Source organism: Streptomyces sp. A18 (assembly GCF_059026065.1).
In genome coordinates this window covers 105,692-131,084 of record NZ_JBWLKL010000011.1, presented here as the reverse complement: position 1 = coordinate 131,084, position 25,393 = coordinate 105,692, and the positions used below count along the sequence as shown (strand labels likewise).

The window sequence follows — 25,393 nt, the reverse complement described above, 5'->3', positions numbered from 1 at the left end:
CGGCAAGAGTACGGGGCCGGGCGGCGGCGCCCTGCCGGGTTCCCAGGTCAGGTGGGTGTCGGCTCGTCGCATCGGATGCGGGCGTGCAGGTGCATGTCGTGCCAGCCGTCCGCGTGCAGCGCCGCACTGCGCTTGGTGCCCTCCGGCGCGAAGCCGGTCTTGAGCGCGACGCGGCAGGAGGCTTCGTTGGCCGTGGCGTGGGTGAGTTCGAGGCGGTGCAGGCCGAGTTCGTCGAAGGCCCAGTCGCTGAGCGCCGTGAGGGCGCGGGGAGCGACGCCCCGGCCGCGGGCCGACGGCATGGTCCAGTAGGCGACTTCGGCCTGTCCGTCGGCGAGGAGGATGAGGCGCAGTGAGATGCGGCCCACCACCGCGTCCGTCGTGGCGTCGGCGACGGCCCAGTGCGCGTCGCGCTCCTCGGCCCACGCCTTGCGCCAGCCGTCGATCCAGCCGCGGGCCTCGTCGACGGATTCGGCCTCGCGCGGGTGCCAGCGCCGCAGCACGGGGTCCTGGAACGCCTCGTACACGGCGGGCGCGTCGTCGGGCGACCAGGGGCGGATGAGCAGCCCTCCGGGGAGGACGGGGATGACCGGCTGCTCCCGGTGGGCGAGTGAGCCTGCGGCGACGACGTCCGGGACCATGAAGGGCATCCCGGCATCGTGCCAGCCGGCTCCGCCGGGGGGAATCGGTTTTGGGCTTCGCCCGCGCCCGCGGGCCGGTGAGGGCCGGCCGCGCATTCCCCGCGCCCCTGGCGGGGCAGCCACATGGGCGGGCCCCTTCAGGGGCGCGAGGAACTGCGCGGCCGGCCCCCACCGGGCGGCAGACGGAGACGGTCCAGAAGCCGGGAGGCCGCCCAGGCTCAGCGGGGCGGCTACCCTGGCTCGCTCAAGCCGAGGGCACCGACTCCTGCTCCGCTTCGACCTCCGCGTTCCAGTCCCGCTTCGCCGCCTGCCAGCCGTCCTCGTTGTGGCCCAGGCGCCAGTAGCCGGAGATCGAGAGGCGCTCGCGCGGCACCTCGCGCTCCACGCGGAGGTAGCGGCGCAGCTCCTTCACGAAGCCGGCCTCGCCGTGCACGAACGCCTGCACGTCGCCCGCAGGGAAGTCGAGGGTGCGTACGGCCTCGATGAGGGCCTCGCCCACGGGGCGCTGCCCGCGGTGCAGCCACTCGATCTCCGCGGCCGATTCGATCTTCTGCTCCTCGTCCGCGTCGGCGACCTCCACGAAGGCGTACACCTTGGCGCCCTCGGGAAGTGCCTCCAGGGCGGCGGCGATCGCGGGCAGTGCGCTCTCGTCACCGGCGAGCAGATGCCAGTCGGCCTCGGCGTCCGGGGCGTACCCGCCGCCAGGACCGAGGAAGCGGACCGTGGCGCCCGGCTGAACGCGCTTGGCCCACGGTCCGGCCAGGCCCTCGTCGCCGTGGATGACGAAGTCGACGGCGAGCTCGCGGGTCTGCGGGTCCCACGTGCGGACCGTGTACGTACGCGTCACGGGCCACTGGTCGCGGGGGAACTCCTCGCGGATCCGCTGGATGTCGTAGGGCTCCGGGTACGTGACGCCCTCGGCGTCGAAGAGCAGTTTCACGTAGTGATCGGTGGAATCGCCCACCGTGAAATCGGCGAGGCCCTCGCCGCCCAGGACCACGCGCTGCATGTGCGGGGTCAGCCGCTCGGTGCGCACCACCTGCGCGGCGTGGGCCTTCGGTGCCTTGCGTGCCGGTCGTTCTGCCATGGCGGCGGCCTCCCCTGATCAAATGTTGCTTAGGCTTACCTAAGCTAACACCTCACCCTTGAAGAGTCGTGAGCAACCGCTTCAGCGCTCCGCCCAGGTTCCACCGCGCGGCCAGCTCGTCCAGGGCCGCGGGATCGCGGGGCTCGCGCGGCAGTGCGAGGTCCACGTCCGGCAGGGGGAGGTCGCCCGCGACGCGGACCACCGTCGGCGCGACGGCCACGTACGGGCGGGATTCGTCGAGCCGCTTGCGCTGGGAGGGCGTCAGCTTGCTCATCGGGTCGTCCACCGCGGCCATGATTCCGGCCAGATCTCCGTACGCGTCGAGCAGCTTGGCGGCCGTCTTCTCGCCGATGCCGGGGACGCCGGGCAGGCCGTCGCTGGGGTCGCCGCGGAGCAGGGCCAGGTCGACGTAGCCCGAGCCGTCCACTCCGTACTTCTCGCGGAGCCAGGCCTCGTCCGTGAGCTGGAGGGAGCCGACGCCCTTGAGGGGGTAGAGGACGCGGATGCCGCGCGCGTCGTCGACCAGCTGATAGAGGTCGCGGTCGCCGGTGACGATGTCGACCGGTCCGGTGGCGCGGCCCGCGTACGTGCCGATCACGTCGTCCGCCTCGTACGACTCCACGCCCACGCGGGCGATGCCGAGTGCGTCCAGGACGTCCTCGATGATCGGGACCTGCGGGGAGAGCGTGTCCGGGGTCTCCTCGGCGTCCGGGCCCGCCTCGACCTCCTCGGCGACGCGATGCGCCTTGTACGACGGGATCAGCTCGACCCGCCAGTGCGGGCGCCAGTCAGCGTCCCAGCAGGCGACCAGGTCGTCCGGACGGTGGTCCTGGACGAGCCGGGCGATGAAGTCCAGGAGGCCGCGCACCGCGTTCACCGGTGTGCCGTCCGGGGCCTTCACGGAATCGGGGACGCCGAAATAGGCGCGGTAGTACAGGGACGCCGTGTCGAGCAGCATGAGCCGTCGCGTTCGCTGAGTCACCTTCGCATCATGCCGCACGGCACTGACAGAGGACCGGCTCCGGCTCCGTCGACGCATGGTTTCCGCCCCGCCGGGGAGGGGCTGGATCGCGCCACATCCCGGTCGGCGAAAGTGAACGACATGTGAACTGGAACACTCTTGCGTTTGTTCTGTGTAAGGCGGGGCAGGCGCCGAGCCGGAGCGCCTCCGGTCGAGGATTCAACTATTTCGCCGGGTAACTAGCGGGCAGAAACCGCGTCGCTCCACGGCCCGCCGGCGGGGGAGGCGGGCCGTCTTGGTTCAACCCGAGAGGTGTATGTGTCCAGGCTGCAAGCCGAACACCTGTACAAGGTTTTCGGCAGACGACCCGCTGACGCGGTGGAGAAACTCCGCCACGGAACCGACCGAGAGGAGCTGCGCGCCGAAGGCACGACTGCCGCGGTGATCGACGCTTCCTTCACGGTCGAGCCGGGCCAGATCTTCGTCGTCATGGGTCTCTCCGGATCCGGCAAGTCCACGTTGCTGCGCATGCTCAACGGTCTGTCGGAGCCGACGGCCGGACAGGTGCTCTTCGACGGTCAGGATCTGACCGGTCTGAGCGCCCGTGAACTGCGCGAGGTGCGTTCCAAGAAGATCAGCATGGTCTTCCAGCACTTCGCGCTCTTCCCGCACCGCAGCGTCCTCGAGAACGCCGGTTACGGCCTCGAGGTGCAGGGTGTGCCGCGCGCCGAGCGCGAGGAGCGCGCCACGGTGGCGCTCGAACTCGCCGGGCTCAAGGGCTGGGAGAAGTCCTGGCCCGACGAGCTCTCCGGCGGTATGCAGCAGCGCGTGGGCCTGGCCCGCGCGCTCGCGACCGACGCGGACCTGCTCCTCATGGACGAGTCGTTCAGCGCGCTCGACCCGCTGATCCGCCGCGACATGCAGGACCAGCTCCTCGAGCTCCAGAAGCGGCTGAAGAAGACCATCGTCTTCATCACCCACGACCTGAACGAGGCCATGCGCCTGGGCGACCAGATCGCCGTCATGCGCGACGGCGAGATCGTCCAGATCGGCACCGCCGAGGACATCCTCGTCACCCCGGCCAACGACTACGTCGCCGCGTTCACGCAGGACGTCGACCGCTCCCGTGTCCTCACGGCGGGCGCGATCATGGCCGAGCCCGAGACCGCCTTCGGCACGAAGACGGCCCAGGGCAAGGAGCTGAAGACCGCACAGGACGTGCTGTCCGCGGCCCCCGCCACGGTCAGGGCCGAGGCCCCGATCATCGAGCTGTTCACGCCGTGTTCCACCAGCGACGTACCCGTCGCCGTGACCGACGAAGAGGGCGCGCTCATCGGCGTCGTGCCGCGGGCGCGACTGCTCGCCGTGCTCGGCGAGCCGATGGCCCCCGAGAACGAGCCGCAGGACGCCTCCGTCCCGCTCCAGAAGACGCAGGACAACGGCGGACAGGCCGTGGGCAAGGTGGTCAGCGGTGCCTAGGATTCCCTTCGGCGAGTGGGTCAACGACAGCGTCGACTGGCTGCTCAGCCACATGGCCTGGTTGTTCGACTTCTTCAAGACCGTCTTCCAGGGCGCCTACGACGGCATAGCCGACGTGCTCCAGGCACCCGAACCGCTGATCCTGGCAGGCATCTTCGCGGTCATCGCGTTCTGGCTGCGCGGCGCCGTCGCCGGTGTGCTGACGTTCGCGGGCTTCGCGTTCATCGTCTCGCTGGAACTGTGGGACCACGCGATGATGACGCTGGCCCTGGTGCTCGTCTCGACGATCATCGCCCTCGTCATCTCGGTGCCCGTGGGCATCTGGGCGGCGCGGTCGAGCACGGTGAGCGGCATCGTCCGCCCGGTCCTCGACTTCATGCAGACGCTGCCGGCGATGATCTACCTCATCCCCGCCATCCTCTTCTTCGGGATGGGCGCCCCCGCGGGCATCGTCGCCACCCTGATCTTCGCCCTGGCTCCCGGCGTCCGCATGACGGAGCTGGGCATCCGCCAGGTCGACAAGGAACTGGTCGAGGCCGCGGACGCGTTCGGCACCACGCCGCGCAACATCCTGCTGCGCGTCCAGCTGCCCCTCGCGCTCCCCACGATCATGGCCGGTGTCAACCAGGTCATCATGCTGGGCCTGTCCATGGCCGCCATCGCGGGCATGGTCGGCACCGAGGGCCTGGGCGCCGACGTCAACGAGGCCATCGGCCAGCTGAACGTCGGTCTCGGCTCCGAGGCGGGCGTCGCGATCGTCATCCTGGCGATCTACCTGGACCGCATGACCAGTTCCCTTGGCACCCAGGTCTCCCCGCTGGGCCGCCGCACCATGGCGAAGCTGCGTGCCGCGCAGGGCCTCAACATCTGGACCTACCGTCCGCAGGCCTCCGTCGCAGTCATCGGTGTGGTCGTCCTCGCCCTCGTCGCAGGCGGCATGGGCGCCTTCGGCGGCTCGAAGACCGAGGATGTCGCCACCGACGGCAAGAACGTCGGCCAGGGCAAGGAAATCAACATCGGCTACATCCCCTGGGACGAGGGCGTGGCCTCCACCTTCCTCTGGAAGGAGATCCTGGAGCAGCGCGGCTTCAAGCCGCAGACCAAGCAGCTCGAGGCGGGCCCGCTCTACACCTCGCTCTCGCAGGGCAGCATCGACTTCCAGACGGACTCCTGGCTGCCGACGACGCACGCCGCGTACTGGAAGAAGTACGGCGACAAGCTCGAGGACATGGGCTCGTGGTTCGGCCCGACCTCGCTCGAGCTCTCCGTGCCCTCGTACGTCAAGGGCGTGAAGTCGCTCGAGGACCTCAAGGGCAAGAGCAGCAAGTTCAAGGGCAAGATCGTCGGCATCGAGCCGAGCGCCGGAATGATGGGGCTGCTCAAGGACAAGGTGCTCAAGGAGTACGGCCTGGAGGGCGAGTACAAGGTCGTGGACGGCTCCACGCCCGCGATGCTGGCCGAGCTGAAGCGCGCGTACGCCAAGAAGGAACCGATCGTCACCACCCTCTGGTCGCCGCACTGGGCCTACAGCGACTTCGACCTGAAGAAGCTCGAGGACCCGAAGGGCGCCTGGGGCAAGGGCGACGGCGTGCACACGCTCGCACGCAAGGGCTTCTCCAAGGAGAACCCGCAGGTCGCCAAGTGGCTCAAGGACTTCAAGATGAGCGAGAAGCAGCTCACGAGCCTTGAGGCGGAGATCAACAAGGCGGGCAAGGGCAAGCAGCAGGAAGCCGTCAAGGCCTGGCTGAAGAAGAACCCGGGCGTCGTCGACAAGCTGGCCCCGCTGCCGAAGAACTCCACCCCCGCCGAGGCGAAGCGTCCGCTGAACGCCGCGTACTTCGCGTGGGACGAGAACATCGCCGTCACCAACCTCTGGAAGCGTGTTCTGGAGAAGCGCGGCTACAAGATGAAGCTGACGCCGTCCGACGTCGGCCCGGTCTACACCGCTCTCGCGCAGGGCGACCTCGACCTGGACCTCGACGCCTGGTTGCCCACGGCCCAGAAGCAGTACTGGGAGAAGAACAAGGCGAACCTCAAGGACCTGGGCTCCTGGTACAGCCCGACGTCCCTGGAGATCGCCGTCCCCTCGTACGTCAAGGGCGTGAAGTCGCTCGAGGACCTCAAGGGCAAGGGCGACAAGTTCAACGGCAAGATCATCGGCATCGAGCCCGGCACGGGCGTGATGACGGCGCTCAAGGACAAGGTCCTGCCCGGCTACGGCCTCGACAAGGAGTACAAGATCGTCTCCGGTTCGACGCCGGCGATGCTCTCCGAGCTGAAGTCGGCGTACGCCAAGAAGGAGCCGGTCGCGGTCCTGCTCTGGTCGCCGCACTGGGCGTACAACGAGTACAAGCTCACCAAGCTGAAGGACCCCAAGGTCGGCTTCGGCAAGGGCGACACGATCCGCACGATCTCCAGCAAGGAGTTCCCCAAGCAGTACCCGCAGCTCACGAAGTGGCTCAAGGACTTCAAGATGAGCGAGCAGGAACTGGCCAGCCTGGAGAACGAGATCAACAAGGCGGGCAAGGGCAACGAGCCCAAGGCCGTCGACGCGTGGCTGAAGAAGAACCCGGGCTTCGAGCAGAAGATGACTCCGCAGTCCTAGCTCTTCCGCTGCACCGCTGAATCAGTGCGTCACCCCCGAGGGGTGGGCATCGCCCCTGTGGCGAAGCCCACCCCTCGGGGCGTTCCCGGGGGCACCCGCGCTCCCTAGGCTGGGCAGCCTCCCCGCCGCTCGAACGTAAGTGCCCCTCCGTGACCGTCCCCACGCCCCGCGTCGCCGTGCTCATCGCGGCCACGGCCCTCGCCCTCGCGGGCGCGCTGCTCCTCGCCCATCTGGCGAACGCGAGCTCCGCACCGGCCTCCACCGGCACCGCACGGCTCGCCGCGCTCGCCGAGGACGTGACCGCCGCCGACGGCCACCGCTACGACGCGCGGGACCACACCGGCCGCACCATGGACGCCGCGCAGATCGCACAGGCCCCCGACGGCTCCTACCTGGCCGTTTACCACACCCTTCTGGACGACGGCCGCTTCCATGCCGCCGTGGCCACCTCCACGGATCTGCGGCACTGGCAGCGGCGCCACGACTTCGGGCCCGGCACCCATCAGGCGTCGCTCGCCGACGACGGGCTCGGCGGGTATGTCCTGGCGTACGAGAAGGACCCGAAGAACCACATCGCCGTGCGCGCGTACGAGGATGAGGCGGCGCTGCTCGACGGGCGCCAGGACCGCGGCTTCGACGCGCCGCGCACCCTCTCCCGCTGCGCCGAGGGCACGCCCAGCATCACCGCCGTACGCGGGGACACGATCGAGCTCACCGGGCACTACCGCGCCGACTGCGACACCGACCGCCAGCTTCGCGCCACGCTCACCGGGTTCCGCGACTGGCACGCGGCGCCCGACCGGCGGTTCGACCGGGCGCTGCAGGCGTGGGGCAACGGCGGGAACCTCGGGGACCGGGCGCCCGTCGAGCTCGACGGGCAGCGGATGCTCTTCGTGGAGGGGCAGCGGTGGCGTGGTGACTTCGGGAGCTGGCGGACGTACGCGTACGACTCCGTGAGCGGCCGTGCCGACCGGCTCGACATCTCCACGCACGGCGGAAGCCGCGCCTTCGCCAATCCGTCGGCGACGCTCCTCACCGATCCCCGGGGCAGGCCCGCCCTGCTGGTCAGCCTGTTCATACCGGGGGAGGGGGCGGCTCCCGGAGAGGCCGGGCAGCTTGTCTACTGGCGGAAGCTGTAGAGGGCGGTCCTCGCAACGGGGCAAAACCGTTTGGCGAACATGCGTAGGGTGCAGAAAACCCAACAGGGGTGAGAGTGGACCGACGCGCAGAAGGGAGCCGAGGCGATGGACGAGCAGAAGGAAACCCTCCGAGTGGGCGCGGCCGTGCGGCGCCGCCGCCGGCAGCTGGAGCTCACCCTCGCCGTGGTGGCCGAGCGCAGCGGTCTCTCGGTGCCCTTCCTGAGCCAGGTCGAGAACGAGCGTGCGCGGCCCAGCAGGCGTTCCCTGCAGCGCGTCGCCGACGCCCTCCTGACGACCGACGTCGAACTGCTCGCCGCGGCGGACCCCGCGTGCACGGTCGACCTGATGCGCGCCGAGGAGAAGGACGGCGAGGGTTCGTCTCCCGAGACGGACGCCCACGTACGCAATCTGGTCCGCGGTCACCACCAACTGCACGCCATGGAGTTCACCGGCGACCACGACGAGGGACGCGAATTCCAGCACCGCAACGACGAGTTGATGTACGTGGTGGGCGGCGCCGTCGAGGTCGAGGCGGAGGGCAGGGCGTACCGCCTCGGGCGCGGCGACAGCCTGTATCTGACGGGTGGCGTTCGCCACCGGTGGCGGGCGACGGTGCCGGACAGCCAGGTGCTCGTGGTGGCCGTCGCCGACCACGTCGAAGCCGTGGACGGCTCGCGGCGCTGAGGGGATCCCACGGTGACCGGAGTACGGGTGATCTCGCTGGTGCCCTCGTTGACCGAGGCGGTCGCGGTGAGCGTGCCGGGAGCGCTGGTGGGTGCCACGGAGTGGTGCAGCCATCCGGAGGATCTCGATGTCGTCCGCGTCGGCGGCACGAAGAACCCCGACGTGCGCCGGATCATCGGCCTCGCCCCGGACCTGGTGATCGCCAACGAAGAGGAGAACCGCGCGCCTGACGTGGCCGCACTGCGGGCGGCGGGCGTCCAGGTCCTGCTGACGGAGGTACGGGACCTGCCGGGGGCCTTCCGCGAACTGACCCGGGTGCTCGCCGCCTGCGGGGCGGGGCGGCCCGGCTGGCTGGCCGAAGCCGAGTCGGCCTGGGATCAACTGCCCGCGCCCGAAGCCCGGTTGAAGGCGGTGATTCCCGTCTGGCGGCGCCCGTGGATGGTCCTGGGCCACGACACGTTCGCGGGAGACCTGCTGCGGCGCCTCGGCGTGGACAACGCGTACGCGACGCACGCCGAGCGCTACCCCCGCATCCCGATCGAGGAACTGCGGGCGGCGGGCGCGGACGTGGTGATCCTGCCGGACGAGCCCTACCGCTTCACGCGCGACGACGGCCCCGAGGAGTTCACGGCCCCAGCGGCACTGGTCAGCGGCCGCCACCTCACCTGGTACGGCCCGTCACTCGCTCAGGCGCCGGCGGTGCTCAGCGCGGCGCTGCGAGCAGCTTGCCGTTGAGCAGGCCGCGCGCGGTCTGGGCCAGGGCCACCGCCCAGGCCGTCACCAGGAGGGCGTACAGGGCGATCGCCAGCCAGTCGTAGACCGCGAGGCCCGTGTGCTTGCCCAAGCCCTCCGCGCCGGTGACGCAGGTGCCGACCGGGAACGTGAACGCCCACCACGTCATCGCGAAGCCCATGCCCTGGCGCCGGGCCCGCAGCACCATGGCGGCCGCGAGCGCGAGCCACAGCAGGGCGAAGCCCATCACCGGGACGCCGTAGAGCACGGCGAAGACGGCGAAGCCCTGGTCGTACGGGGCGGGGACGACGCCCGTCGCGGCGGTGTCGGCGAACTTGTTCACCGCCGTCGTCGACTGGCCCAGCGGGCCGAGCACCAGGAAGAGCGCAGGAGTGAGCGCGACCGGGAGCGGGCCGCCGGTCAGCAGGCGAGCGACGATCATCGGCAGCATCACCAGGGTGGCGAGCAGGCTCAGGCCGAACATCGCGAAGCAGGCGAAGAGCAGCGTCTCCTGGGCCTGTCCCGCCGGGAGGTGCGGTATGAGCAGGGGGCCGAGGGCCGCCGACACCATGGGCGCCACCAGGGGCAGCAGCCAGACCGGGGATGCCTGGCCCGGCTCGATGCGGTGCTTCACCACCATCAGGTAGGGGATCGCCACGGCCGCCGCGAGGCCGATGACCGTACCGGCGACGAAGAGCACGGCGTCGAGCGCGACCGCGGCGGTCGTCCCGATCCAGTCCTCGCCCACGAGGAGCGCACCGCCGCCGACCGCAAGCAGGGCCATGGACAGACAGCCGTAGAAGGGGGCGACCGCCGGGTCGAGGAGATGGGCTCGGGCTTGGTCGCGGTGGTGGATCCAGTGCAGGGTCCGGGCCGCCAGGAGCGCGGTCAGCATGAGCAGGGAGAGCGCCCAGACCGTCGTGCAGGCGGTCCGGAGGCCGGGGACGTGGACCGGCAGGGTCGCGCCCGCGCCGCCGATGATCGCCGTGCCCATGACGGCGGCGTACCAGTTCGGGCCGAGATGGCGGGTGGCGAGGAGAGTGGCGGCAGTGGTGGTTCTCGAGGGTGCCTGCGGCTGGGCGACGGTGACCATGGGTCCACCGTCGCGGCTGCGCGGGCCCCCCACCAGGAGTCATCTCCGTATGAGGGCATAACCTGGGTTTATGGGTAAGTCTTCTGGTTCCTCCGGCGGCTACGACACGTCGTCGGCGACGCCGCTCGCGCATCGCGTGCCGGACCTCGGGGCGCTCGAGCTGCTGCTCGCCGTGGCGCGGCTCGGCAGTCTGGGACGGGCCGCGAAGGAGCTGGGCATCACGCAGCCCGCCGCGAGCAGCCGCATCCGGTCGATGGAGCGGCAGCTCGGGGTCGCGCTCGTCGACCGGTCGCCGCGCGGCTCGCAGCTCACGGACGCAGGGGCGCTCGTCACGGACTGGGCGCGGCGGATCGTGGAGGCGGCGGAGGCGTTCGACGCGGGCGCGCAGGCGCTGCGGGACCGGCGGGACTCGCGGCTGCGGGTCGCGGCGAGCATGACGATCGCCGAGTATCTGCTGCCGGGCTGGCTGATCGCCCTGCGGACGCAGCGGCCGGACACCGCCGTGTCGTTGACGGCCGGCAACTCGACCGCGGTCGCGGAGCGGCTCCTGGCGGGCGACGCGGACCTCGGCTTCGTCGAGGGGCTCGCGGTGCCGACCGGCCTGGACTCGGCGGTCATCGCGCACGACCGTCTGATCGTCGTCACCGCGCCGGACCACGCCTGGGCGCGGCGCCGAAAGCCGCTGGGGGCGGCGGAGTTGGCGGCGACCCCGCTGATCCTCCGCGAGGAGGGTTCGGGGACGCGCCAGGTCCTGGACGCGGCCCTGGGCGGCCTGGCCCGCCCGCTGATCGAGCTGTCGTCCACCACCGCGGTGAAGGCGTCGGCGGTGAACGGGGCGGGGCCCGCGGTGCTGAGCGAGCTCGCGGTGGGCGAGGAGCTGTCGGCTCGGCGCCTGGTGAACATCCCCCTGGAGGGCGTGCTGCTGCGGCGCGCTCTTCGGGCGGTGTGGCCCACGGGGCATCGGCCCACGGGCCCGGCGCGGGACTTGCTCTCGCTGACGCGGTAGCGCACCCGGTTGCCGCCTCGCCCGGGGCGCGTTCCGCTGCGGGCTCAGGAGCCAGAAGCCGCCTGGACCAGGGCCGACATGACCCGGAGGTCCTCTCCCATCTCCGGGTGCCACTGGACCCCCAACACCCAGGATCCGGAGGGCCGTTCCACCGCCTCCACCGTGCCGTCCTGCGCGTGGGCCGACGCGACCAGGTCCCGGCCCAGGCGGTCCACCGCCTGGTGGTGGTAGGTGGGGACGGCGGACGCGGCCGGCGCGATCGACGCGTACAGGGTCCCCGGTACCGGCTTCACCTCGTGCGTCCCGAAGACGCCCACCGCCTCCACATGACCCTCCATGTGCTGCACCAGCGTGCCCCCGAGCGCCACGTTCAGGAGCTGCATGCCCCGGCAGATGCCGAGCAGCGGTGTCCCGGACGCCAACGCCGCCTCGATCAGCGCCAGTTCCCACGCGTCCCGCTCCCGCGCAGGCGGGCCCGTGCGCTCCTCACGCTCCGTGCCGTAACGGGCCGGATCGACATCGGGCCCGCCCGCGATGACCACGCCGTCCAGCCTGGCGACGACGTCATCCGCGTACGAAGGATCGTCCGGCGGCAGCATCGCGGTGAGGCCGCCCGCCGCCTGCACCAGGCGCGGGTAGCCGACGGGGAGCAGCGCCGCGGGCAGCTCCCACACGCCCCAGCTCGCCTTCGCCTCCAGGTAGGTGCTGACGCCGATCAGCGGTCGGCCCGTGGTCACGCTCACCCTCATCTCCCTCATGCTCGTGCCGTGCTCAGTCGCGTTCCAGTTCCGCCTCCGCGGCGGCGAGCGCCGCGAACTCCTCCTCGGGCGCCCGCGCCACAAGATGCTTGCGGCTGTAGAAGCCGAAGTACGCGATCGCCACCACGTATACCGCGAGCGCGATCACCGCCGCCGTCACGTCCACCAGGAACGTCGCGACCAGCGCCGCGCAGGCGAGGACCAGCGCCACCGACGACGTCAGCATGCCGCCCGGCGTGCGGTAGGGCCGCTCCAGGCCCGGCTCCCTGCGGCGCAGCACGATGTGCGAGAGCGACATCAGGGCGTACGAGATGGTCGCGCCGAACACCGCCACGTTCAGCATCCGCGCACCGTCCCCGGTCGCCGCCGCCAGGCCGAAGCCGATCGCGCCGGGCACGAGGAGTCCCAGGTAGGGCGCCTTGCGGCTGCTCGTGAGCGACAGGAACCTCGGCAGGTAGCCGGCCCTCGACAGGGCGAAGAGCTGCCTCGACCCCGCGTAGATCAGGGAGAAGAACGACGCGACGAGACCGGCCAGGCCCGCGTAGTTCACGATGCGGCTGAGCGCCGTCGCCTCGCCGCCCGGCTGCAACGCCTCCACCAGCGGATTGCCCGCGTCCTGGATCGCGTTCGCGCCGCGCGCCCCCGCCGACGCGAAGAACGTGAGGAGCGCGAGCACGATGAGGATGGCCATCGACCAGCGGATCGCGCGCGGCAGCGTGCGGGCGGGGTCCTTGGTCTCCTCGGCCGCGAGCGGAACACCCTCCACGCCCAGGAAGAACCACATGCCGAAGGGGAACGCAGCCCAGATGCCCAACAGGCCCATCGGCAGCCAGGAGTTGGAGCCGAAGGCGTCCGCGTCCACCGCTATGTCGTTGAGCTTCGACGCGTCGAAGTCCATGAACGCGCCGACCGCGAAGACGAGCAGCGCCGCCACCGCGATGCCCGTGACGACGAAGCTGAAGCGCAGCGCCTCGCCGACGCCCCACAGGTGGATGCCGATGAAGACGACGAAGCAGGCCAGGTACACCGGCCAGCCGGAGGTCAGGCCGAAGAGGCCGAGCGACTCGACGTAGTCGCCGATGAAGATGGAGATCGCGGCCGGCGCCAGGATGTACTCGATGAGGATCGCCGTTCCGGTGAGGAAGCCGCCCCACGGACCGAGCGCCCGGCGCGCGAAGCCGTAGCCGCCGCCCGCGGTGGGCAGGACGGACGACAGTTCCGCCAGCGAGAACACCATGCACGCGTACATGACGCCCATGAGCGCCATGGCGATCGCCAGGCCGCCGAATCCGCCCTCCGCCAGGCCGAAGTTCCAGCCCGAGAAGTCGCCGGAGACGACGTACGCGACGCCGAGTCCGGTGAGCAGCAGCCAGCCCGCGCTGCCCCGGCGCAGCGCTCTGCGCTCCAGATAGTCGTCCGCCGGTTCGGCGGTACTACTCGTCTTGGTGGACTCCACGGTCATGGCACGGCTCCTAGGTGACTGCGCGGCGGCGGCACTGCGGCGGGTGACTCAATGGAACGGATCCATACCTTTGCCGTGCGACGGGTGAGAAATCAAGACCCGTGCGTTACACCGCGGTTAATCACCGCTCATCCCGCCCCTTATGTCAGGAAGCCCCGCAGCAGAGCGGCCGTACCGGCGCAGTGCTCGCGCATCATCTCCCGTGCCCCGTCCGCGTCCCCGTCGAGCACCGCCTCGACGAGCGCGGTGTGCTGGCGCTGCGAATGCTCCAGGTTCCGGACCAAGAGGGGGATGCAGTCCAGGAGGTCGTTGACGGTCGCGCGGACCGCCGCGTACTGCGCGGTCAGCGAGGGCGAGCCGCACAGCTCGGCAAGGGTCAGGTGCAGGAGGGTGTCCAGGCGGCGGTACTCGGAGAGCGGCGCCTCGTGGGTCCGCGCGAGCGCCGTGCGCAGCCGCTCGCGCTGCTCGTCGGTCAGGCCGTGCGCCGCGCAGAGCCCGGCCGCGCCGACCTCCAGGACCTCGCGGAAGCGCAGCGCGTCCTCGACGTCGACGTCCGCCACGCGCCTCCGCAACTCGTCCTCGCCGGCCGCCTCGGGGCGCGGGCGCACGAACGTGCCGCCGTACCTGCCCCGCCGCGACTCGACCAGGCCCTGATCCTGGAGGACCTTCAGGACCTCGCGCAGCGTGACCCGGCTGATACCGAGACGGTCGGCCAACTCCCGCTCCGACGGCAGGCGTTCACCGCCGGGCACCAGGCCCAGGCGTACGACCTGGAGGATCTGCTCCAGGGCCTCCTCGAATCCGTTGCCCGCCCGTACGGGGCGAAGCACCGGCGTGAGCCGGTCGTCGTCGGTCGCGGCAGCCGCGTCACCCGCGTCGGCGCCCGCGTCGGCATCCGTGTGCGACATCTGGCCGTACCCCCTTCCCAATCAATGGTTCTCGGCAATACCTTATGGCTCTCGGCTGACCCAAGGAGGATTTTCCCGTGGCAGACCGCACACCCCCGCTCGGGATCGAGGAGCTGCGCGCTCTCGTCACGAGCGGCGAGATCGACACTGTCGTCCTGGCCTTCCCCGATATGCAAGGGCGGCTCCAGGGCAAGCGGTTCGCCGCCCAGTTCTTCCTCGACGACGTCCTCGAGCACGGCACGGAGGGCTGCAACTACCTCCTGGCCGTCGACGCGGAGATGAACACCGTCGAGGGCTACGCGATGTCCTCCTGGGACCGCGGCTACGGCGACTTCGCCATGCGCCCCGACCTGACCACCCTGCGCCGCGTCCCCTGGAACGAAGGCACCGCGATGCTCATCGCGGACCTCGCCTGGAACGACTCGTCGCCCGTCGTGGCCGCGCCGCGCCAGATCCTGCGCCGCCAGCTCGACCGGCTCGCCGAGCTCGGCTACACCGCCAACGTCGGCACGGAGCTCGAGTTCATCGTCTTCAAGGACACGTACGAGCAGGCCTGGGATGCGGGCTACAAGGCGCTGACCCCGGTCAATCAGTACAACATCGACTACTCCGTGCTCGGCACGGGACGCATCGAGCCCCTCCTGCGCCGCATCCGCAATGACATGACGGCCGCCGGCCTGGTCGTCGAGTCGGCCAAGGGCGAGTGCAATCCCGGCCAGCACGAGATCGTGTTCAAGTACGACGATGCCCTCGTCACCTGCGACCAGCACGCCATCTACAAGACCGGTGCCAAGGAGATCGCGTCCCAGGAGGGTGTCTCGCTCACCTTCATGGCCAAGTACAACGAGCGCGAGGGCAACTCCTGTCACATCCACCTCTCCCTCGCGGACGCGGACGGCACGAACGTCATGGCCGGTGACGGACCCGGCGGCATGTCGCCCGTCATGCGGCACTTCCTGGCCGGCCAGCTCGCGGCGCTGAGGGAGTTCTCGCTGCTCTACGCGCCCAACATCAACTCGTACAAGCGGTTCGTGCCCGGCTCGTTCGCGCCGACCGCCGCCGCCTGGGGCTACGACAACCGCACCTGCGCCCTACGCGTCGTCGGCCACGGTCGCTCGATGCGCTTCGAGAACCGCCTGCCGGGCGGCGACGTGAACCCGCACCTCGCGGTCGCCGGACTCGTGGCCGCCGGTCTGCACGGCATAGAGCAGAAGCTCGAACTGCCCGACGAGTGCACGGGCAACGCCTACACCGGTGACTACGCGCACGTCCCCACCACCCTGCGCGAGGCCGCCGAGCTCTGGGAGAACAGCCCCATCGCCAAGGCCGCCTTCGGTGACGAGGTGGTCGCGCACTACGGCAACATGGCCCGGGTCGAGCTGGAAGCCTTCGACTCCGCGGTGACCGACTGGGAGCTCCGCCGCTCCTTCGAACGCATGTGAGGCACCCTTGCTCGAAGTACTGAATCCGGCGACCGAAGAGGTCATCGCGACCGTCCCCGCCGCCACTGCGCAGGATGTCGACGCCGCGGTCGTGCGCGCGACCGCCGCCCAGGCGAAGTGGGCCGCCGTCGCTCCCGCGGACCGGGCCCGCCTGCTGCGCCGTTTCGCCGCAGTCGTCGATGAACACGTGGAAGAACTGGCCCAGTTGGAGGTGCGCGAAGCCGGTCACGTCATCGGCAACGCACGCTGGGAGGCGGGCAACGTCCGCGACCTCCTGGACTTCGCGGCCGGGGGAGTGGAACGACTGAGTGGCCGTCAGATCCCGGTGTCCGGCGGTCTGAACGTCACGATCCTCGAACCTCTCGGGGTCGTCGGCGTCATCGCGCCGTGGAACTTCCCGATGCCGATCGCCGCATGGGGCACCGCCCCGGCGCTCGCGGCCGGCAACGCGGTCATCCTGAAGCCCGCCGAGACGACCCCCCTCACCGCACTGCGCCTGGCCGAACTCGCCCTGGAGGCGGGCCTTCCCGAGGGCCTCTTCCAGGTGCTGCCCGGCCTGGGTGGCGTCGCGGGCAACGCCCTCGTCGAGCACCCAGGCGTCGCCAAGATCGTGTTCACCGGCTCCACGCCCGTCGGCAAGCAGATCATGGCCAGGTGCGCCGCCCGCGTGAAGCGCGTGACGCTCGAACTCGGCGGCAAGAGCCCGAACATCGTCTTCGCCGACGCGGACGTGGAAGCCGCCGCCCTCGCCACCCCCATGTCGTATCTCGACAACTCCGGCCAGGACTGCTGCGCCCGCACCCGCATCCTCGTCCAGCGCTCGGTGTACGACCGCTTCCTGGAGATCGTGCGGCCCGCGATCGAGTCGGTCGTCGTCGGCGACCCGTCCGACGAGAAGACCCAGATGGGTCCGCTGATCTCCAAGACCCAGCTGGAGCGCGTGCGTTCGTACGTGCCGTCCGGCACCGGAATTCACGGCAGCGCCCCCGAAGGCCCCGGCTTCTGGTTCCCGCCGACGCTCCTCACCGACATCGACCCCGCGTCGCCGGTGGCGACGGAGGAGGTCTTCGGGCCGGTCGCCGTCGTCCTCCCCTTCGACGACGAGGCAGACGCGATCCGCCTCGCCAACGCGACCGAGTACGGCCTGTCCGGTTCGATCTGGACGCGGGACGTCAGCAGGGCACTGCGGGTCTCCGGAGCCGTCCAGGCCGGGAACCTGTCCGTCAACTCGCACTCCAGCGTGCGCTATTGGACCCCGTTCGGGGGTTACAAGCAGTCCGGACTCGGCCGCGAGCTCGGCCCGGACGCGCTCGCCGCTTTCACGGAAACCAAGAACGTCTTCATCAGCACGGAGGCCTGAGCACCCATGACCGAATCGAACATCTGTCGCCGCCTGGTCGGCCGCACCGCCGTCATCACCGGTGCCGGCAGCGGCATCGGCCTCGCCACCGCGCGCCGCCTCGCCTCCGAGGGCGCGCACGTCGTCTGCGGCGACATCGACGAGACCGCGGGCAAGGCCGCGGCCGACGCGGTCGACGGGACCTTCGTCAAGGTCGACGTCACCGACCCCGAGGAGGTCGAGGCGCTCTTCAAGACGGCGTACGACACCTACGGCTCGGTCGACATCGCCTTCAACAACGCGGGCATCTCGCCGCCCGACGACGACTCCATCCTGGAGACCGGCCTTGAGGCCTGGAAGCGCGTCCAGGAGGTCAACCTCACCTCTGTCTACCTGTGCTGCAAGGCCGCCATCCCCTACATGCGGCGGCAGGGCAAGGGCTCGATCATCAACACCGCGTCGTTCGTGGCGAGGATGGGCGCGGCGACGTCCCAGATCTCGTACACGGCCTCCAAGGGCGGCGTCCTCGCCATGTCCCGCGAACTGGGCGTGCAGTTCGCCCGCGAGGGCATCCGCGTGAACGCGCTCTGCCCGGGACCGGTGAACACCCCGCTCCTCCAGGAGCTCTTCGCCAAGGACCCCGAGCGGGCCGCGCGCCGCCTCGTGCACATCCCCGTGGGCCGCTTCGCCGAGGCCGACGAACTCGCCGCCGCCGTGGCGTTCCTGGCCAGCGACGACTCCTCGTTCGTCAACGCCACCGACTTCCTGGTCGACGGCGGCATCGCGGGTGCGTACGTCACACCCATGTAGCGGCAGGGCGGGCGCGGGGCCTGACCGGGCCGCAGAGATTGATGTACGGTCCATGCGCATGCGCAACAGACATGCCTTGGCGTTGACGCTGGCCACGGCCGCCACTCTGGCGGCCGTGCCTGCGACGCTCCCCGCGGCCGCCGCCACGCCCGCGAACTCACCTGCTGTGAAGGCCCATTGCCCGCAGCTGTCCAAGAAGCTGACCTGGTACAGCGACAACCGCGACCGGCTACAACAGATGATCGACGAACGCGGACGCTGCGGCTCCCACCGGGGCCACGGCCACGACCAGAAGCGTCCCGTGGCCGCCTTCGACTGGGACAACACCGTCGTCAAGAACGACATCACCGACGCGACGATCGCCTGGTCGCTCCACCACGACAAGATCCTGCGTCCCGCGAGTTGGAAGTCCACCAGCAAGTGGATGACGGACGAGGCCGACGAGGCGCTCACCAAGGCCTGCGGCACGATGGTGCCGGTCGGCAGGCCGCTGCCCACCTCCACCGACACCGACTGCGCCGACGAGATCTTCGAGGTCCGCGAGGACGGGAAGACGATGAGCGGCGCCGCCGCCTTCGCGGGCGAGTGGGACCACCGGCACACCGTCCCGCAGTACGCCTGGGTGCCCCAGCTCTTCGCCGGGCACACCGTGCCCGAACTGGAGTCGTACGCCGCGAAGGCCCGCAAGCAGGTCCTCTCCGCGCCGATCGGTGCGACGCAGAAGGTCGGCACGCACGAGATCCCCGGCTACGCCCGCTATTACGACCAGCAGCGCGACCTCATCCGCACGCTCAAGAAGGCCGGGTTCGACGTCTACATCGTCTCGGCGGGCTCGGAGCCGGTGACCGAGGTGTGGTCGAAGGGCGTGGGCATCGACCGGAAGCACACGATCGCCATCCGCTCCGTCCTCGACCGCAAGGGCCGGATCACCACCTGGAACCAGGGCTGTGGCGACGTCCCCGTGAACAAGGGGGAGGCCATCCCCTACATCGACGGCAAGCGCTGCTGGATCAACCAGGAGATCTACGGCGTCAAGGGCAAGTCCGCCTGGGAGAAGCAGGACCCCTCCCACCGCATCGCCCTCGGCGGCGGTGACGCCGACACGGATGTGACGTTCGTCGGCGACGCCACGGGCGCGCACCTCGTCCTGAACCGCAACAAGAACGAGGTCATGTGCCGCGGCTATGACAACGCCGACGGCCGCTGGGTCGTGAACCCCATGTTCATCGAGCCCATGAAGCAGAAGCCGGACCTCTACCCGTGCTCGACGGCCGCGTACAACGAACCGGACGGCAGCAAGGGCCCGGTCCTGCGCGAGGACGGCTCGGTGGTGCCGGATCAGGTGGACTCGGTGTTCTGACCTTCTCGGCACGTCTTAGAGTGCCGGGATGAGCATGTCGCCCCCTCCCGGCTGGTACCCGGACCCGTCGGCGCCCCCGGCACAGCCCGTCGAGCGCTGGTGGGACGGGTCCGCCTGGACCGAGCACCGGCGCACGCCGGAAACGCTCCAATTGGGCCAGGTACAGCCGGGATTCGGACCGCCACAGGCGCAGCCTCAGACCCGGCCGCTTCCGGGAGGATCCGGAGGCGGCCGGGCCAAGGTGGTCGCGCTGGCCACCGCAGGGGTCGTCCTCGTCGCGTCGATCGTCACCGGTGTGGTGCTCCTGGGCAAGGACGACGGCGATCCGCAGGGCGGCCCGGCCGCGCCGACCACATCGGAGCCGGTCGACACCCCCTCACCGACCTCGCCGACGCCCACCACATCGGCCCCTGACCCCGACCCCTCCACCCTCGTCGACCAGCTCAACGGCATCACGATCCCCGTCCCCGACGGCTGGGAGAAGGCCGACAGCACGGTCGGCGGCGACCCGACGGTCCGCACCCCGGACGTCTACGACTGCCCCGGCGAGGGCAGCCTCTGCCGCCACGGCACGGTCTACTCGCGCACGGCGACGGCGACGGACGAGCGCTCGCCGAAGGCGCTTGCGTTGGGGGACATCAAGGAGGCGGCGGACCGGGCCTACGACGAGGACAAGGTCGGCATGGAGCCCTTCGGAGGCATCGCGAGCCACGAGAAGGTCAAGGAGGGAACCGTCGCGGTCGCCGGCCGCTCCGGCTACCTCGTGCGCTGGCGCGTCCACACGGAGAAGGGCTCCGGCGGATACGTCCAGTCGCTCGCCTTCCCCTCCAGCCTCGGCTCCGAGGCGCTGGTCATCGTCCGCTTCGCCATCGACGCCGGGGACGAGGCACCGCCCCTCTCCGACATGGACAAGATCACCAAGGGCATCCTCCCGGTCGGCGGCGGCGATACGAGCGGCGGCGTGGGCAGCAGCGTGGGCGCGACGCCCTGACCGCCACGCGCCCCTTCAGAGGAACGTGTGGCCCTCTCCGCGATACGTCGGGACAGTGGCCGTCACCCGGTCGCCCTCGACCAGACGCAGCGCGTCGAACCGCTCGCACATCTCCCCGGCCTTGGCGTGCCGGAACCACACCTTGTCGCCGATCGACAGGTCGTCGGCGGGCGCGCCGAGCAGCGGTGTCTGCACCTCGCCCGCACCCTCCTGCGGGTCGTAGCGCAGACCCTCCGGGAGGTACGGCACGGGGGAGCGGTCGGGGCCCGCGGCACCCGAAGCGGGGTAGCCGCCGCCGAGCACCGTCACGGTGCCGGGGCCGGGGCGGCGCACGACTGGCTGGGCGAAGAGCGCGGCAGGGCGCCCGCTGAACGACGTGTAGTTGTCGAAGAGGCGCGGTACGTACAGGCCCGACCCGGCGGCGATCTCCGTCACCGCCCGCTCGGCCGCCGTGTGCTGCACGCTGCCGGTGCCGCCGCCGTTGACGAACTCCAGGTCCGGCGCGACCGCCCGTACAGCGCGGATGGTCTCGGCCCGCCGCACCGCGAGCTCCTTGCGGGCGGCGGCCTGCATCAGCCGGATCGCCCGCGAGCGCGCGGGATGACCGGCGACCGCGTCACCCACCCCCGCCACATGCCCTTCGTACGCCATCACGCCCACGAGCCGGAATCCCGGCCGCCGGGCCACGGCGCGGGCGAGCGCGGCGACCTGGACGGGGGAGTGCAGGGGCGAGCGCAGCGCCCCGATCCGCACCCGGCCCCCGAGGGGCTTGAAGGAGGTGTCCAACTCCAGGCAGACCCGCACCTCTTCGCGCCCGCCGCCCCTGGCCTCGTCGATGAGCCGCAGCTGCGCGGGGTCGTCGACCATCACGGTCACCGAGGACGCGAGCTTCGGGTCGGCGGTGAGCTCGGCGAAGGCGGCGCGGTCGGCCGAGGGGTAGGCGAGCAGTACGTCGTCGAACCCGGACCGCGCGAGCCACAGGGACTCCGCGAGCGTGAAGGACATGATCCCGGCGAAGCCCTCGCGGGCCAGGACGCGTTCGAGCAGGGCCCGGCAGCGCACGGACTTGCTCGCGAGGCGGATCGGCTTCCCGCCGGCCCGGCGCACGAGGTCGTCGGCATTGGCGTCGAACGCCTCCAGATCGACGATCGCGACGGGGGCGTCGAGGTGTGCTGTGGCCCGGTCGTAGCGGGCCCGGTCTGCTGCACGGGACGTCATGGCCGAAGCCTGCCAGACGTGATTACCCGAGGGTAGGGGGATGATCCGGGCAGATCGCCCGGGGGTGCGGACTGGTTCCCGCACGACCGGAATCTGCCCTTAGAGTTACGCGCAGAAGAGTGAGGAAACGGGGGGTGCATGAGCACGGAAGCGCGTCGGGCTCCCGTCCCGCCACGTCCCACGACTCCACCCCCACCGCCGGGCCCGCCCTCCTCGCTGCCGCCTCCCGTTCCGTCGGCCCGCTTCCCCGACCTGGGTCCGCCCTCGGTGGAACCGGTGCCGCCGTCGGATCAGGACCCGGCGTCCGCGGACGCCGATCAGGACTCCGTCCTCGGGGATCTGCTCGCGCCCTTCGACCGGGTGCGGATGCCACGGCCCTCGGCGTCGCCGGACGAGGCGGCTGACGTGGCCGACGCGGCTGACATGGACCGCGCGGGCGATCCTGCCGAGCCGGAGCACGGCGCCGATGAGGCACCGCAGTCTCCGCCCCCGCCGCCCGCGTCGGCCCGCTTCCCCGATGCGCCGCCGCCGTCAGCGATGACACGGACCCGCGCGCACACCGCCGACCCTGCCCCACCGCTCCCCCCTGCCCCGCCGCACGTCGATCCGTACGCCGACGTCCCGCACGCGGAGGACGAGCAGCAGCGCACCTCGGGCTATCCCCTGCGTCCCCCGATGCCTCCGCTGCCGCCGTCGGGTCCGGAGCGGGAAGGGACATCGGGCATATCCGTGCCCGACGTGCCGCCCCCAGCCGCTGCCCCCGAGGCCCCGCCCGCCCACGCGTACGCCCGCACGCCCAGGTCCACGGCGACGCCCCCACCGCCGACGCCACCCAGCTCCTCGCCCCGAACGACCGCGGCCCGCCGCGCGGTTGGCGCCGTCGACCTGACACCCGGGCCCGGGGCCGGCCGGCCCTTCGTGTCGTTCGCGCGGCCCGCGCTCTACGACGACAGCACCACGCGGCTGCGGCCCGTCCGCACCTGGGCGCAGCCCCGCGTGACCGCCGCCGCTGCCTGTGTCGTGCTCGGGCTCGGGCTCATCGGGGGCGCGGCCACCGGGAGTTGGCTGACCGGCGGCTCCGAAGGGCCGGGCGCCACGCGCAGCGCGTACGCCGTGGCGGGCGAGCTCTGGCACAGCGTGCCCGTCGACCAGCTCTTCCCGGTCACCATCAAGGGAGAGGGCGCGGGTCCCGGCGGCGCCGACCGCACCTGGACCCGGGTCGCCGTCGCCCCCGACAGCACCTGCGAGAACGCCTTCGACCCGCTCCTGCGCAAGGCCCTCGCCCCGGCGGGCTGCCTCCGGCTGCTGCGCGCCACGTACACGGACGCGACCCGCAGCCATGTCACCACCGTGGGCCTGCTGTTCACGAAGGCCGACGCCGAGGCGATGGGCTCCCTGCGCACGCGTTTCACGGAGGAGGGCCTCGACCGCCGCCCCGACCTGATGCCACGGCCCTACGCCGCCAAGGGCACCCCGGCCGCGGACTTCGGCGACGCCCAGCGCGCCTCCTGGACCGTGTCCGTGCTCCCGGACGCGCCTGTCGTCGCCTTCTCCGTCTCCGGCTTCGCCGACGGCCGCGCGATCACCGAACCCGAACCCGCCGACGAGGCCATGAAGACCTCCGCCACCAGCGCCCCCGCCCAGGCAGGCCTCGGCAACGAGGCGAAGGGCATCGCCGACCGTGTCGAGCGGCGGCTGCGCATGACCATCGCGGCCACGGAGAAGTCCTCATGAGAATCCGTCAGTTGGGGGCAGCCGCCCTTGCCGTGTCCCTCGCCCTCCTGCCCGCGACCGCGCACGCCGACGACGGCATACGCGCCCAGCAGTGGGCCCTCGACGCCATGCACACCAGCCAGGCCTGGCAGACCACCAAGGGCAAGGGCGTGACCGTCGCCGTCCTGGACACCGGCATAGACCGCGACCATCCGGACCTGACCGGCAGCGTCCTCGAAGGCAAGGACATGGTCGGCTTCGGCGCGAAGAAGGGCGACCGCCCCTGGGCCCGGCACGGGACCGCGATGGCGGGCATCATCGCGGGCCACGGACACGGCGCGGGCCGCGGGGACGGCGTGATCGGCATCGCGCCGGAGGCGAAGATCCTGCCGATCCGCGTGATCCTGGAGGACGGCGACCCGGACCGCTCGAAGGCCCGCAACACCCGGGGCAACGCGCTGGCCGACGGCATCCGCTGGGCCACCGACCACGGCGCCGACGTCATCAACCTCTCCCTGGGCGACGACTCCAAGTCCGCCCACCCCGAACCCGCAGAGGATGCCGCCGTCCAGTACGCCCTGAAGAAGGGTGCCGTCGTCGTCGCGTCGGCGGGCAACGGCGGCGAGCGCGGCGACCACATCTCGTACCCGGCGGCCTATCCGGGCGTCATCGCCGCCACCGCCGTCGACCAGAACGGCGACCGCGCCTCCTTCTCGACGCGCCGCTGGTACGCCACCGTCAGCGCCCCCGGCAAGAAGATCGTCATCGCCGACCCCGATCGCGAGTACTACGAAGGCTGGGGCACCAGCGCGGCGTCGGCGTTCGTCTCGGGCGCCGTGGCCCTCGTCCGCGCCGCCCACCCCGGCCTGACCCCGGCCCAGATCAAGCAGCTCCTGGAGGACACCGCCCGCGACGTCCCCAGCGGTGGCCGCGACGACTCACACGGCTTCGGGTTCATCGACCCGGCGGCCGCGATCACCGAGGGCGGCAAGAAGAAGCCGCAGGACCTGAGCTCGGCGGCGTACGGGAAGAAGTACTTCGGCCCGGGGCCGGACGCGGACCAGGGCGACGACGGCCCCGCAGGCTGGGTCGGCCCGGTCGCGGGCGGCCTTGGTGTTGCCCTCCTGGCAGCGGCGGTCCACCTCTGGCGCGGCAGGCGTGGCACACGCCCCGGCACCGCCCGCTAGCGGCAGGACCGCGGTCGATAGGCTCGTGACCGTGGCGAACAAGAACATCCCGGACCCCGGCTTCTCCGACGACGACGGCTCCGCCGACCCCCGGCTCACCGCGGCCCTGACCGCGTGGGCCGAGGACCGCACGGCCCACGGCCCCGTCCTGGAGGCCCTCGCCGGCGCCCGGCTCCTCGTCCCCGTGGTCGCCGTGCTCGGCGAGGTCGAGGAGGGCGAGAACGGGCTGCGCCGCGAGAAGTCCAGCGACATGGCGGTGCCGACCCTCAAGGCGGGTGACCGCAAGGCACTGCCCGCGTTCACCTCCACCCAGGCGCTCGCCCTGTGGGACCCGGAGGCCCGGCCGGTCGCCGTCCCCCTGAACCAGGCGCTCCAGGCCGCGGCCCACGAGCAGGCCGACACGATCGTGCTGGACCTCGCGGGACCCGTCCCGTACGAGATCAACCGGTCAGCCCTGATCGCCCTCTCCGAAGGCCGCCACACCCGGGACCCGCTCGCCGACCCCGCCGTCACGGCCGCCGTGCGCGCCGCGGTCGCCGCCGAGCCCGCCGTCCTGCGCGCCCACCTCGGCGCGGGCACCGCCGACGGCACCCTCGCGCTCGTCCTCGACCCTTCGGCGGACCCCGCCGCAGCGGCCCAGCGCGTCGCCGGGCACATCGCGGCCGACGAAACACTGAGGGCCCGCCTGGTGCGCGGCCTCGACCTGGCACTGCTGCCGGCCGGGGCGACGCCACCGGGCGAGCCCTTCTACGTACGTCCGTGAATCACGTACGCACGTGAA

General features: G+C 71.3%; 22 protein-coding genes. 14 read left to right on the top strand and 8 right to left on the bottom strand.

What is annotated here, in order from left to right; genetic code table 11:
• Window positions 1–47: 47 nt before the first annotated feature.
• From AC5P1C_RS19975 to AC5P1C_RS19965, 3 genes are all read right to left on the bottom strand, one after another.
• A complete protein-coding gene (locus tag AC5P1C_RS19975; RefSeq protein ID WP_493867222.1) occupies window positions 48–647 on the bottom strand; it encodes a GNAT family N-acetyltransferase in 600 nt (199 codons plus the stop codon).
• 235 nt (window positions 648–882) lie between these two features.
• The gene (locus tag AC5P1C_RS19970; protein ID WP_493867221.1) at window positions 883–1,725 is read right to left on the bottom strand and encodes a siderophore-interacting protein; all 843 of its coding nucleotides are present in this window, start codon (window positions 1,723–1,725) and stop codon (window positions 883–885) included.
• A gap of 52 nt (window positions 1,726–1,777) precedes the next feature.
• Window positions 1,778–2,683, bottom strand: coding sequence for a 5'-3' exonuclease (locus tag AC5P1C_RS19965; protein ID WP_493867291.1), 906 nt, complete (start codon window positions 2,681–2,683; stop codon window positions 1,778–1,780).
• A gap of 321 nt (window positions 2,684–3,004) precedes the next feature.
• Between AC5P1C_RS19965 and AC5P1C_RS19960 the strand changes: the two genes are divergently transcribed.
• The 5 genes from AC5P1C_RS19960 (at window position 3,005) to AC5P1C_RS19940 (ending at window position 9,328) form a co-directional block, all read left to right on the top strand.
• Window positions 3,005–4,165, top strand: a complete 1,161-nt coding sequence (locus tag AC5P1C_RS19960) for a quaternary amine ABC transporter ATP-binding protein (protein ID WP_493867220.1) — start codon at window positions 3,005–3,007, stop codon at window positions 4,163–4,165.
• Window positions 4,158–6,770, top strand: coding sequence for an ABC transporter permease/substrate binding protein (locus AC5P1C_RS19955; RefSeq protein ID WP_493867219.1), 2,613 nt, complete (start codon window positions 4,158–4,160; stop codon window positions 6,768–6,770). Before AC5P1C_RS19960 ends, AC5P1C_RS19955 begins: the two co-directional genes overlap by 8 nt.
• Window positions 6,771–6,919: 149 nt before the next feature.
• Window positions 6,920–7,909 (top strand): hypothetical protein, encoded by a 990-nt coding sequence (locus AC5P1C_RS19950; RefSeq protein WP_493867218.1) that lies wholly within the window; start codon window positions 6,920–6,922, stop codon window positions 7,907–7,909.
• Between the two features lie 105 nt (window positions 7,910–8,014).
• Window positions 8,015–8,593: a helix-turn-helix domain-containing protein gene (locus AC5P1C_RS19945; RefSeq protein WP_493867217.1), complete on the top strand. Its 579-nt coding sequence runs from the start codon at window positions 8,015–8,017 to the stop codon at window positions 8,591–8,593.
• Window positions 8,594–8,605: 12 nt separating this feature from the next.
• Window positions 8,606–9,328, top strand: a complete 723-nt coding sequence (locus AC5P1C_RS19940) for a helical backbone metal receptor (protein WP_493867216.1) — start codon at window positions 8,606–8,608, stop codon at window positions 9,326–9,328.
• On the opposite strand, the gene AC5P1C_RS19935 is transcribed toward AC5P1C_RS19940, so the two are convergent.
• On the bottom strand, window positions 9,297–10,418 hold the full coding sequence (locus AC5P1C_RS19935; RefSeq protein ID WP_493867215.1) for a TDT family transporter: 1,122 nt from the start codon (window positions 10,416–10,418) through the stop codon (window positions 9,297–9,299). The genes AC5P1C_RS19940 and AC5P1C_RS19935 overlap by 32 nt on opposite strands.
• Window positions 10,419–10,488: 70 nt before the next feature.
• Here AC5P1C_RS19935 and AC5P1C_RS19930 point away from each other — a divergent pair, with 70 nt between their 5' ends.
• Complete coding sequence (locus tag AC5P1C_RS19930; protein WP_493867214.1) at window positions 10,489–11,424, top strand: LysR family transcriptional regulator; 936 nt, start codon at window positions 10,489–10,491, stop codon at window positions 11,422–11,424.
• A gap of 44 nt (window positions 11,425–11,468) precedes the next feature.
• Here AC5P1C_RS19930 and AC5P1C_RS19925 read toward each other — a convergent pair whose 3' ends face one another.
• The 3 genes from AC5P1C_RS19925 to AC5P1C_RS19915 all read right to left on the bottom strand — a co-directional run bounded on the left by AC5P1C_RS19925 (window position 11,469) and on the right by AC5P1C_RS19915 (window position 14,552).
• Window positions 11,469–12,161 carry a gamma-glutamyl-gamma-aminobutyrate hydrolase family protein gene (locus AC5P1C_RS19925; protein ID WP_493867290.1) on the bottom strand — a complete coding sequence of 231 codons (693 nt, stop codon included), beginning with the start codon at window positions 12,159–12,161 and terminating at the stop codon, window positions 11,469–11,471.
• Window positions 12,162–12,195: 34 nt separating this feature from the next.
• Window positions 12,196–13,644, bottom strand: coding sequence for an ethanolamine permease (eat, locus tag AC5P1C_RS19920; protein ID WP_493867213.1), 1,449 nt, complete (start codon window positions 13,642–13,644; stop codon window positions 12,196–12,198).
• Between the two features lie 140 nt (window positions 13,645–13,784).
• Window positions 13,785–14,552, bottom strand: a complete 768-nt coding sequence (locus AC5P1C_RS19915) for a FadR/GntR family transcriptional regulator (RefSeq protein ID WP_493867212.1) — start codon at window positions 14,550–14,552, stop codon at window positions 13,785–13,787.
• Window positions 14,553–14,629: 77 nt separating this feature from the next.
• Between AC5P1C_RS19915 and AC5P1C_RS19910 the strand changes: the two genes are divergently transcribed.
• Genes AC5P1C_RS19910 through AC5P1C_RS19890 form a run of 5 tightly spaced genes read left to right on the top strand, consistent with a single transcriptional unit; the run spans window position 14,630 to window position 20,494 of the window.
• Window positions 14,630–15,994: a glutamine synthetase family protein gene (locus AC5P1C_RS19910; RefSeq protein WP_493867211.1), complete on the top strand. Its 1,365-nt coding sequence runs from the start codon at window positions 14,630–14,632 to the stop codon at window positions 15,992–15,994.
• A gap of 7 nt (window positions 15,995–16,001) precedes the next feature.
• Entirely contained in the window at window positions 16,002–17,354 is a 1,353-nt protein-coding gene (locus AC5P1C_RS19905; RefSeq protein ID WP_493867210.1) for an aldehyde dehydrogenase family protein, read from the top strand.
• Window positions 17,355–17,360: 6 nt separating this feature from the next.
• Entirely contained in the window at window positions 17,361–18,143 is a 783-nt protein-coding gene (locus tag AC5P1C_RS19900) for a 3-oxoacyl-ACP reductase (protein ID WP_493867209.1), read from the top strand.
• A 58-nt stretch (window positions 18,144–18,201) separates the two neighbouring features.
• On the top strand, window positions 18,202–19,503 hold the full coding sequence (locus tag AC5P1C_RS19895) for an HAD family hydrolase (protein WP_493867208.1): 1,302 nt from the start codon (window positions 18,202–18,204) through the stop codon (window positions 19,501–19,503).
• A 28-nt stretch (window positions 19,504–19,531) separates the two neighbouring features.
• Window positions 19,532–20,494 carry a DUF2510 domain-containing protein gene (locus tag AC5P1C_RS19890; RefSeq protein WP_493867207.1) on the top strand — a complete coding sequence of 321 codons (963 nt, stop codon included), beginning with the start codon at window positions 19,532–19,534 and terminating at the stop codon, window positions 20,492–20,494.
• A 15-nt stretch (window positions 20,495–20,509) separates the two neighbouring features.
• Here AC5P1C_RS19890 and AC5P1C_RS19885 read toward each other — a convergent pair whose 3' ends face one another.
• On the bottom strand, window positions 20,510–21,712 hold the full coding sequence (locus AC5P1C_RS19885) for an amino acid deaminase/aldolase (protein ID WP_493867206.1): 1,203 nt from the start codon (window positions 21,710–21,712) through the stop codon (window positions 20,510–20,512).
• 138 nt (window positions 21,713–21,850) lie between these two features.
• Here AC5P1C_RS19885 and AC5P1C_RS19880 point away from each other — a divergent pair, with 138 nt between their 5' ends.
• From AC5P1C_RS19880 to AC5P1C_RS19870, 3 genes are read left to right on the top strand one after another with little or no spacing between them, the layout of a single operon-like run.
• Entirely contained in the window at window positions 21,851–23,446 is a 1,596-nt protein-coding gene (locus tag AC5P1C_RS19880) for a hypothetical protein (protein ID WP_493867205.1), read from the top strand.
• Entirely contained in the window at window positions 23,443–24,612 is a 1,170-nt protein-coding gene (mycP, locus tag AC5P1C_RS19875) for a type VII secretion-associated serine protease mycosin (protein ID WP_493867204.1), read from the top strand. Before AC5P1C_RS19880 ends, mycP begins: the two co-directional genes overlap by 4 nt.
• Window positions 24,613–24,643: 31 nt before the next feature.
• On the top strand, window positions 24,644–25,375 hold the full coding sequence (locus AC5P1C_RS19870) for an SseB family protein (protein WP_493867203.1): 732 nt from the start codon (window positions 24,644–24,646) through the stop codon (window positions 25,373–25,375).
• The last annotated feature ends 18 nt before the right edge of the window (window positions 25,376–25,393 follow it).

Excerpts from the sequence above, each read along its gene's own strand:
- AC5P1C_RS19885 (WP_493867206.1), bottom strand. The coding sequence starts at position 21,712 with ATGACGTCCCGTGCAGCAGACCGGGCCCGCTACGACCGGGCCACAGCA.
- AC5P1C_RS19915 (WP_493867212.1), bottom strand. The coding sequence starts at position 14,552 with ATGTCGCACACGGATGCCGACGCGGGCGCCGACGCGGGTGACGCGGCT.
- AC5P1C_RS19890 (WP_493867207.1), top strand. The coding sequence starts at position 19,532 with ATGAGCATGTCGCCCCCTCCCGGCTGGTACCCGGACCCGTCGGCGCCC.
- AC5P1C_RS19895 (WP_493867208.1), top strand. The coding sequence starts at position 18,202 with ATGCGCAACAGACATGCCTTGGCGTTGACGCTGGCCACGGCCGCCACT.
- AC5P1C_RS19970 (WP_493867221.1), bottom strand. The coding sequence starts at position 1,725 with ATGGCAGAACGACCGGCACGCAAGGCACCGAAGGCCCACGCCGCGCAG.
- AC5P1C_RS19880 (WP_493867205.1), top strand. The coding sequence starts at position 21,851 with ATGAGCACGGAAGCGCGTCGGGCTCCCGTCCCGCCACGTCCCACGACT.
- mycP (WP_493867204.1), top strand. The coding sequence starts at position 23,443 with ATGAGAATCCGTCAGTTGGGGGCAGCCGCCCTTGCCGTGTCCCTCGCC.
- AC5P1C_RS19930 (WP_493867214.1), top strand. The coding sequence starts at position 10,489 with ATGGGTAAGTCTTCTGGTTCCTCCGGCGGCTACGACACGTCGTCGGCG.
- AC5P1C_RS19945 (WP_493867217.1), top strand. The coding sequence starts at position 8,015 with ATGGACGAGCAGAAGGAAACCCTCCGAGTGGGCGCGGCCGTGCGGCGC.
- AC5P1C_RS19900 (WP_493867209.1), top strand. The coding sequence starts at position 17,361 with ATGACCGAATCGAACATCTGTCGCCGCCTGGTCGGCCGCACCGCCGTC.
- AC5P1C_RS19935 (WP_493867215.1), bottom strand. The coding sequence starts at position 10,418 with ATGGTCACCGTCGCCCAGCCGCAGGCACCCTCGAGAACCACCACTGCC.
- AC5P1C_RS19965 (WP_493867291.1), bottom strand. The coding sequence starts at position 2,683 with ATGCTGCTCGACACGGCGTCCCTGTACTACCGCGCCTATTTCGGCGTC.
- AC5P1C_RS19975 (WP_493867222.1), bottom strand. The coding sequence starts at position 647 with ATGCCCTTCATGGTCCCGGACGTCGTCGCCGCAGGCTCACTCGCCCAC.
- eat (WP_493867213.1), bottom strand. The coding sequence starts at position 13,644 with ATGACCGTGGAGTCCACCAAGACGAGTAGTACCGCCGAACCGGCGGAC.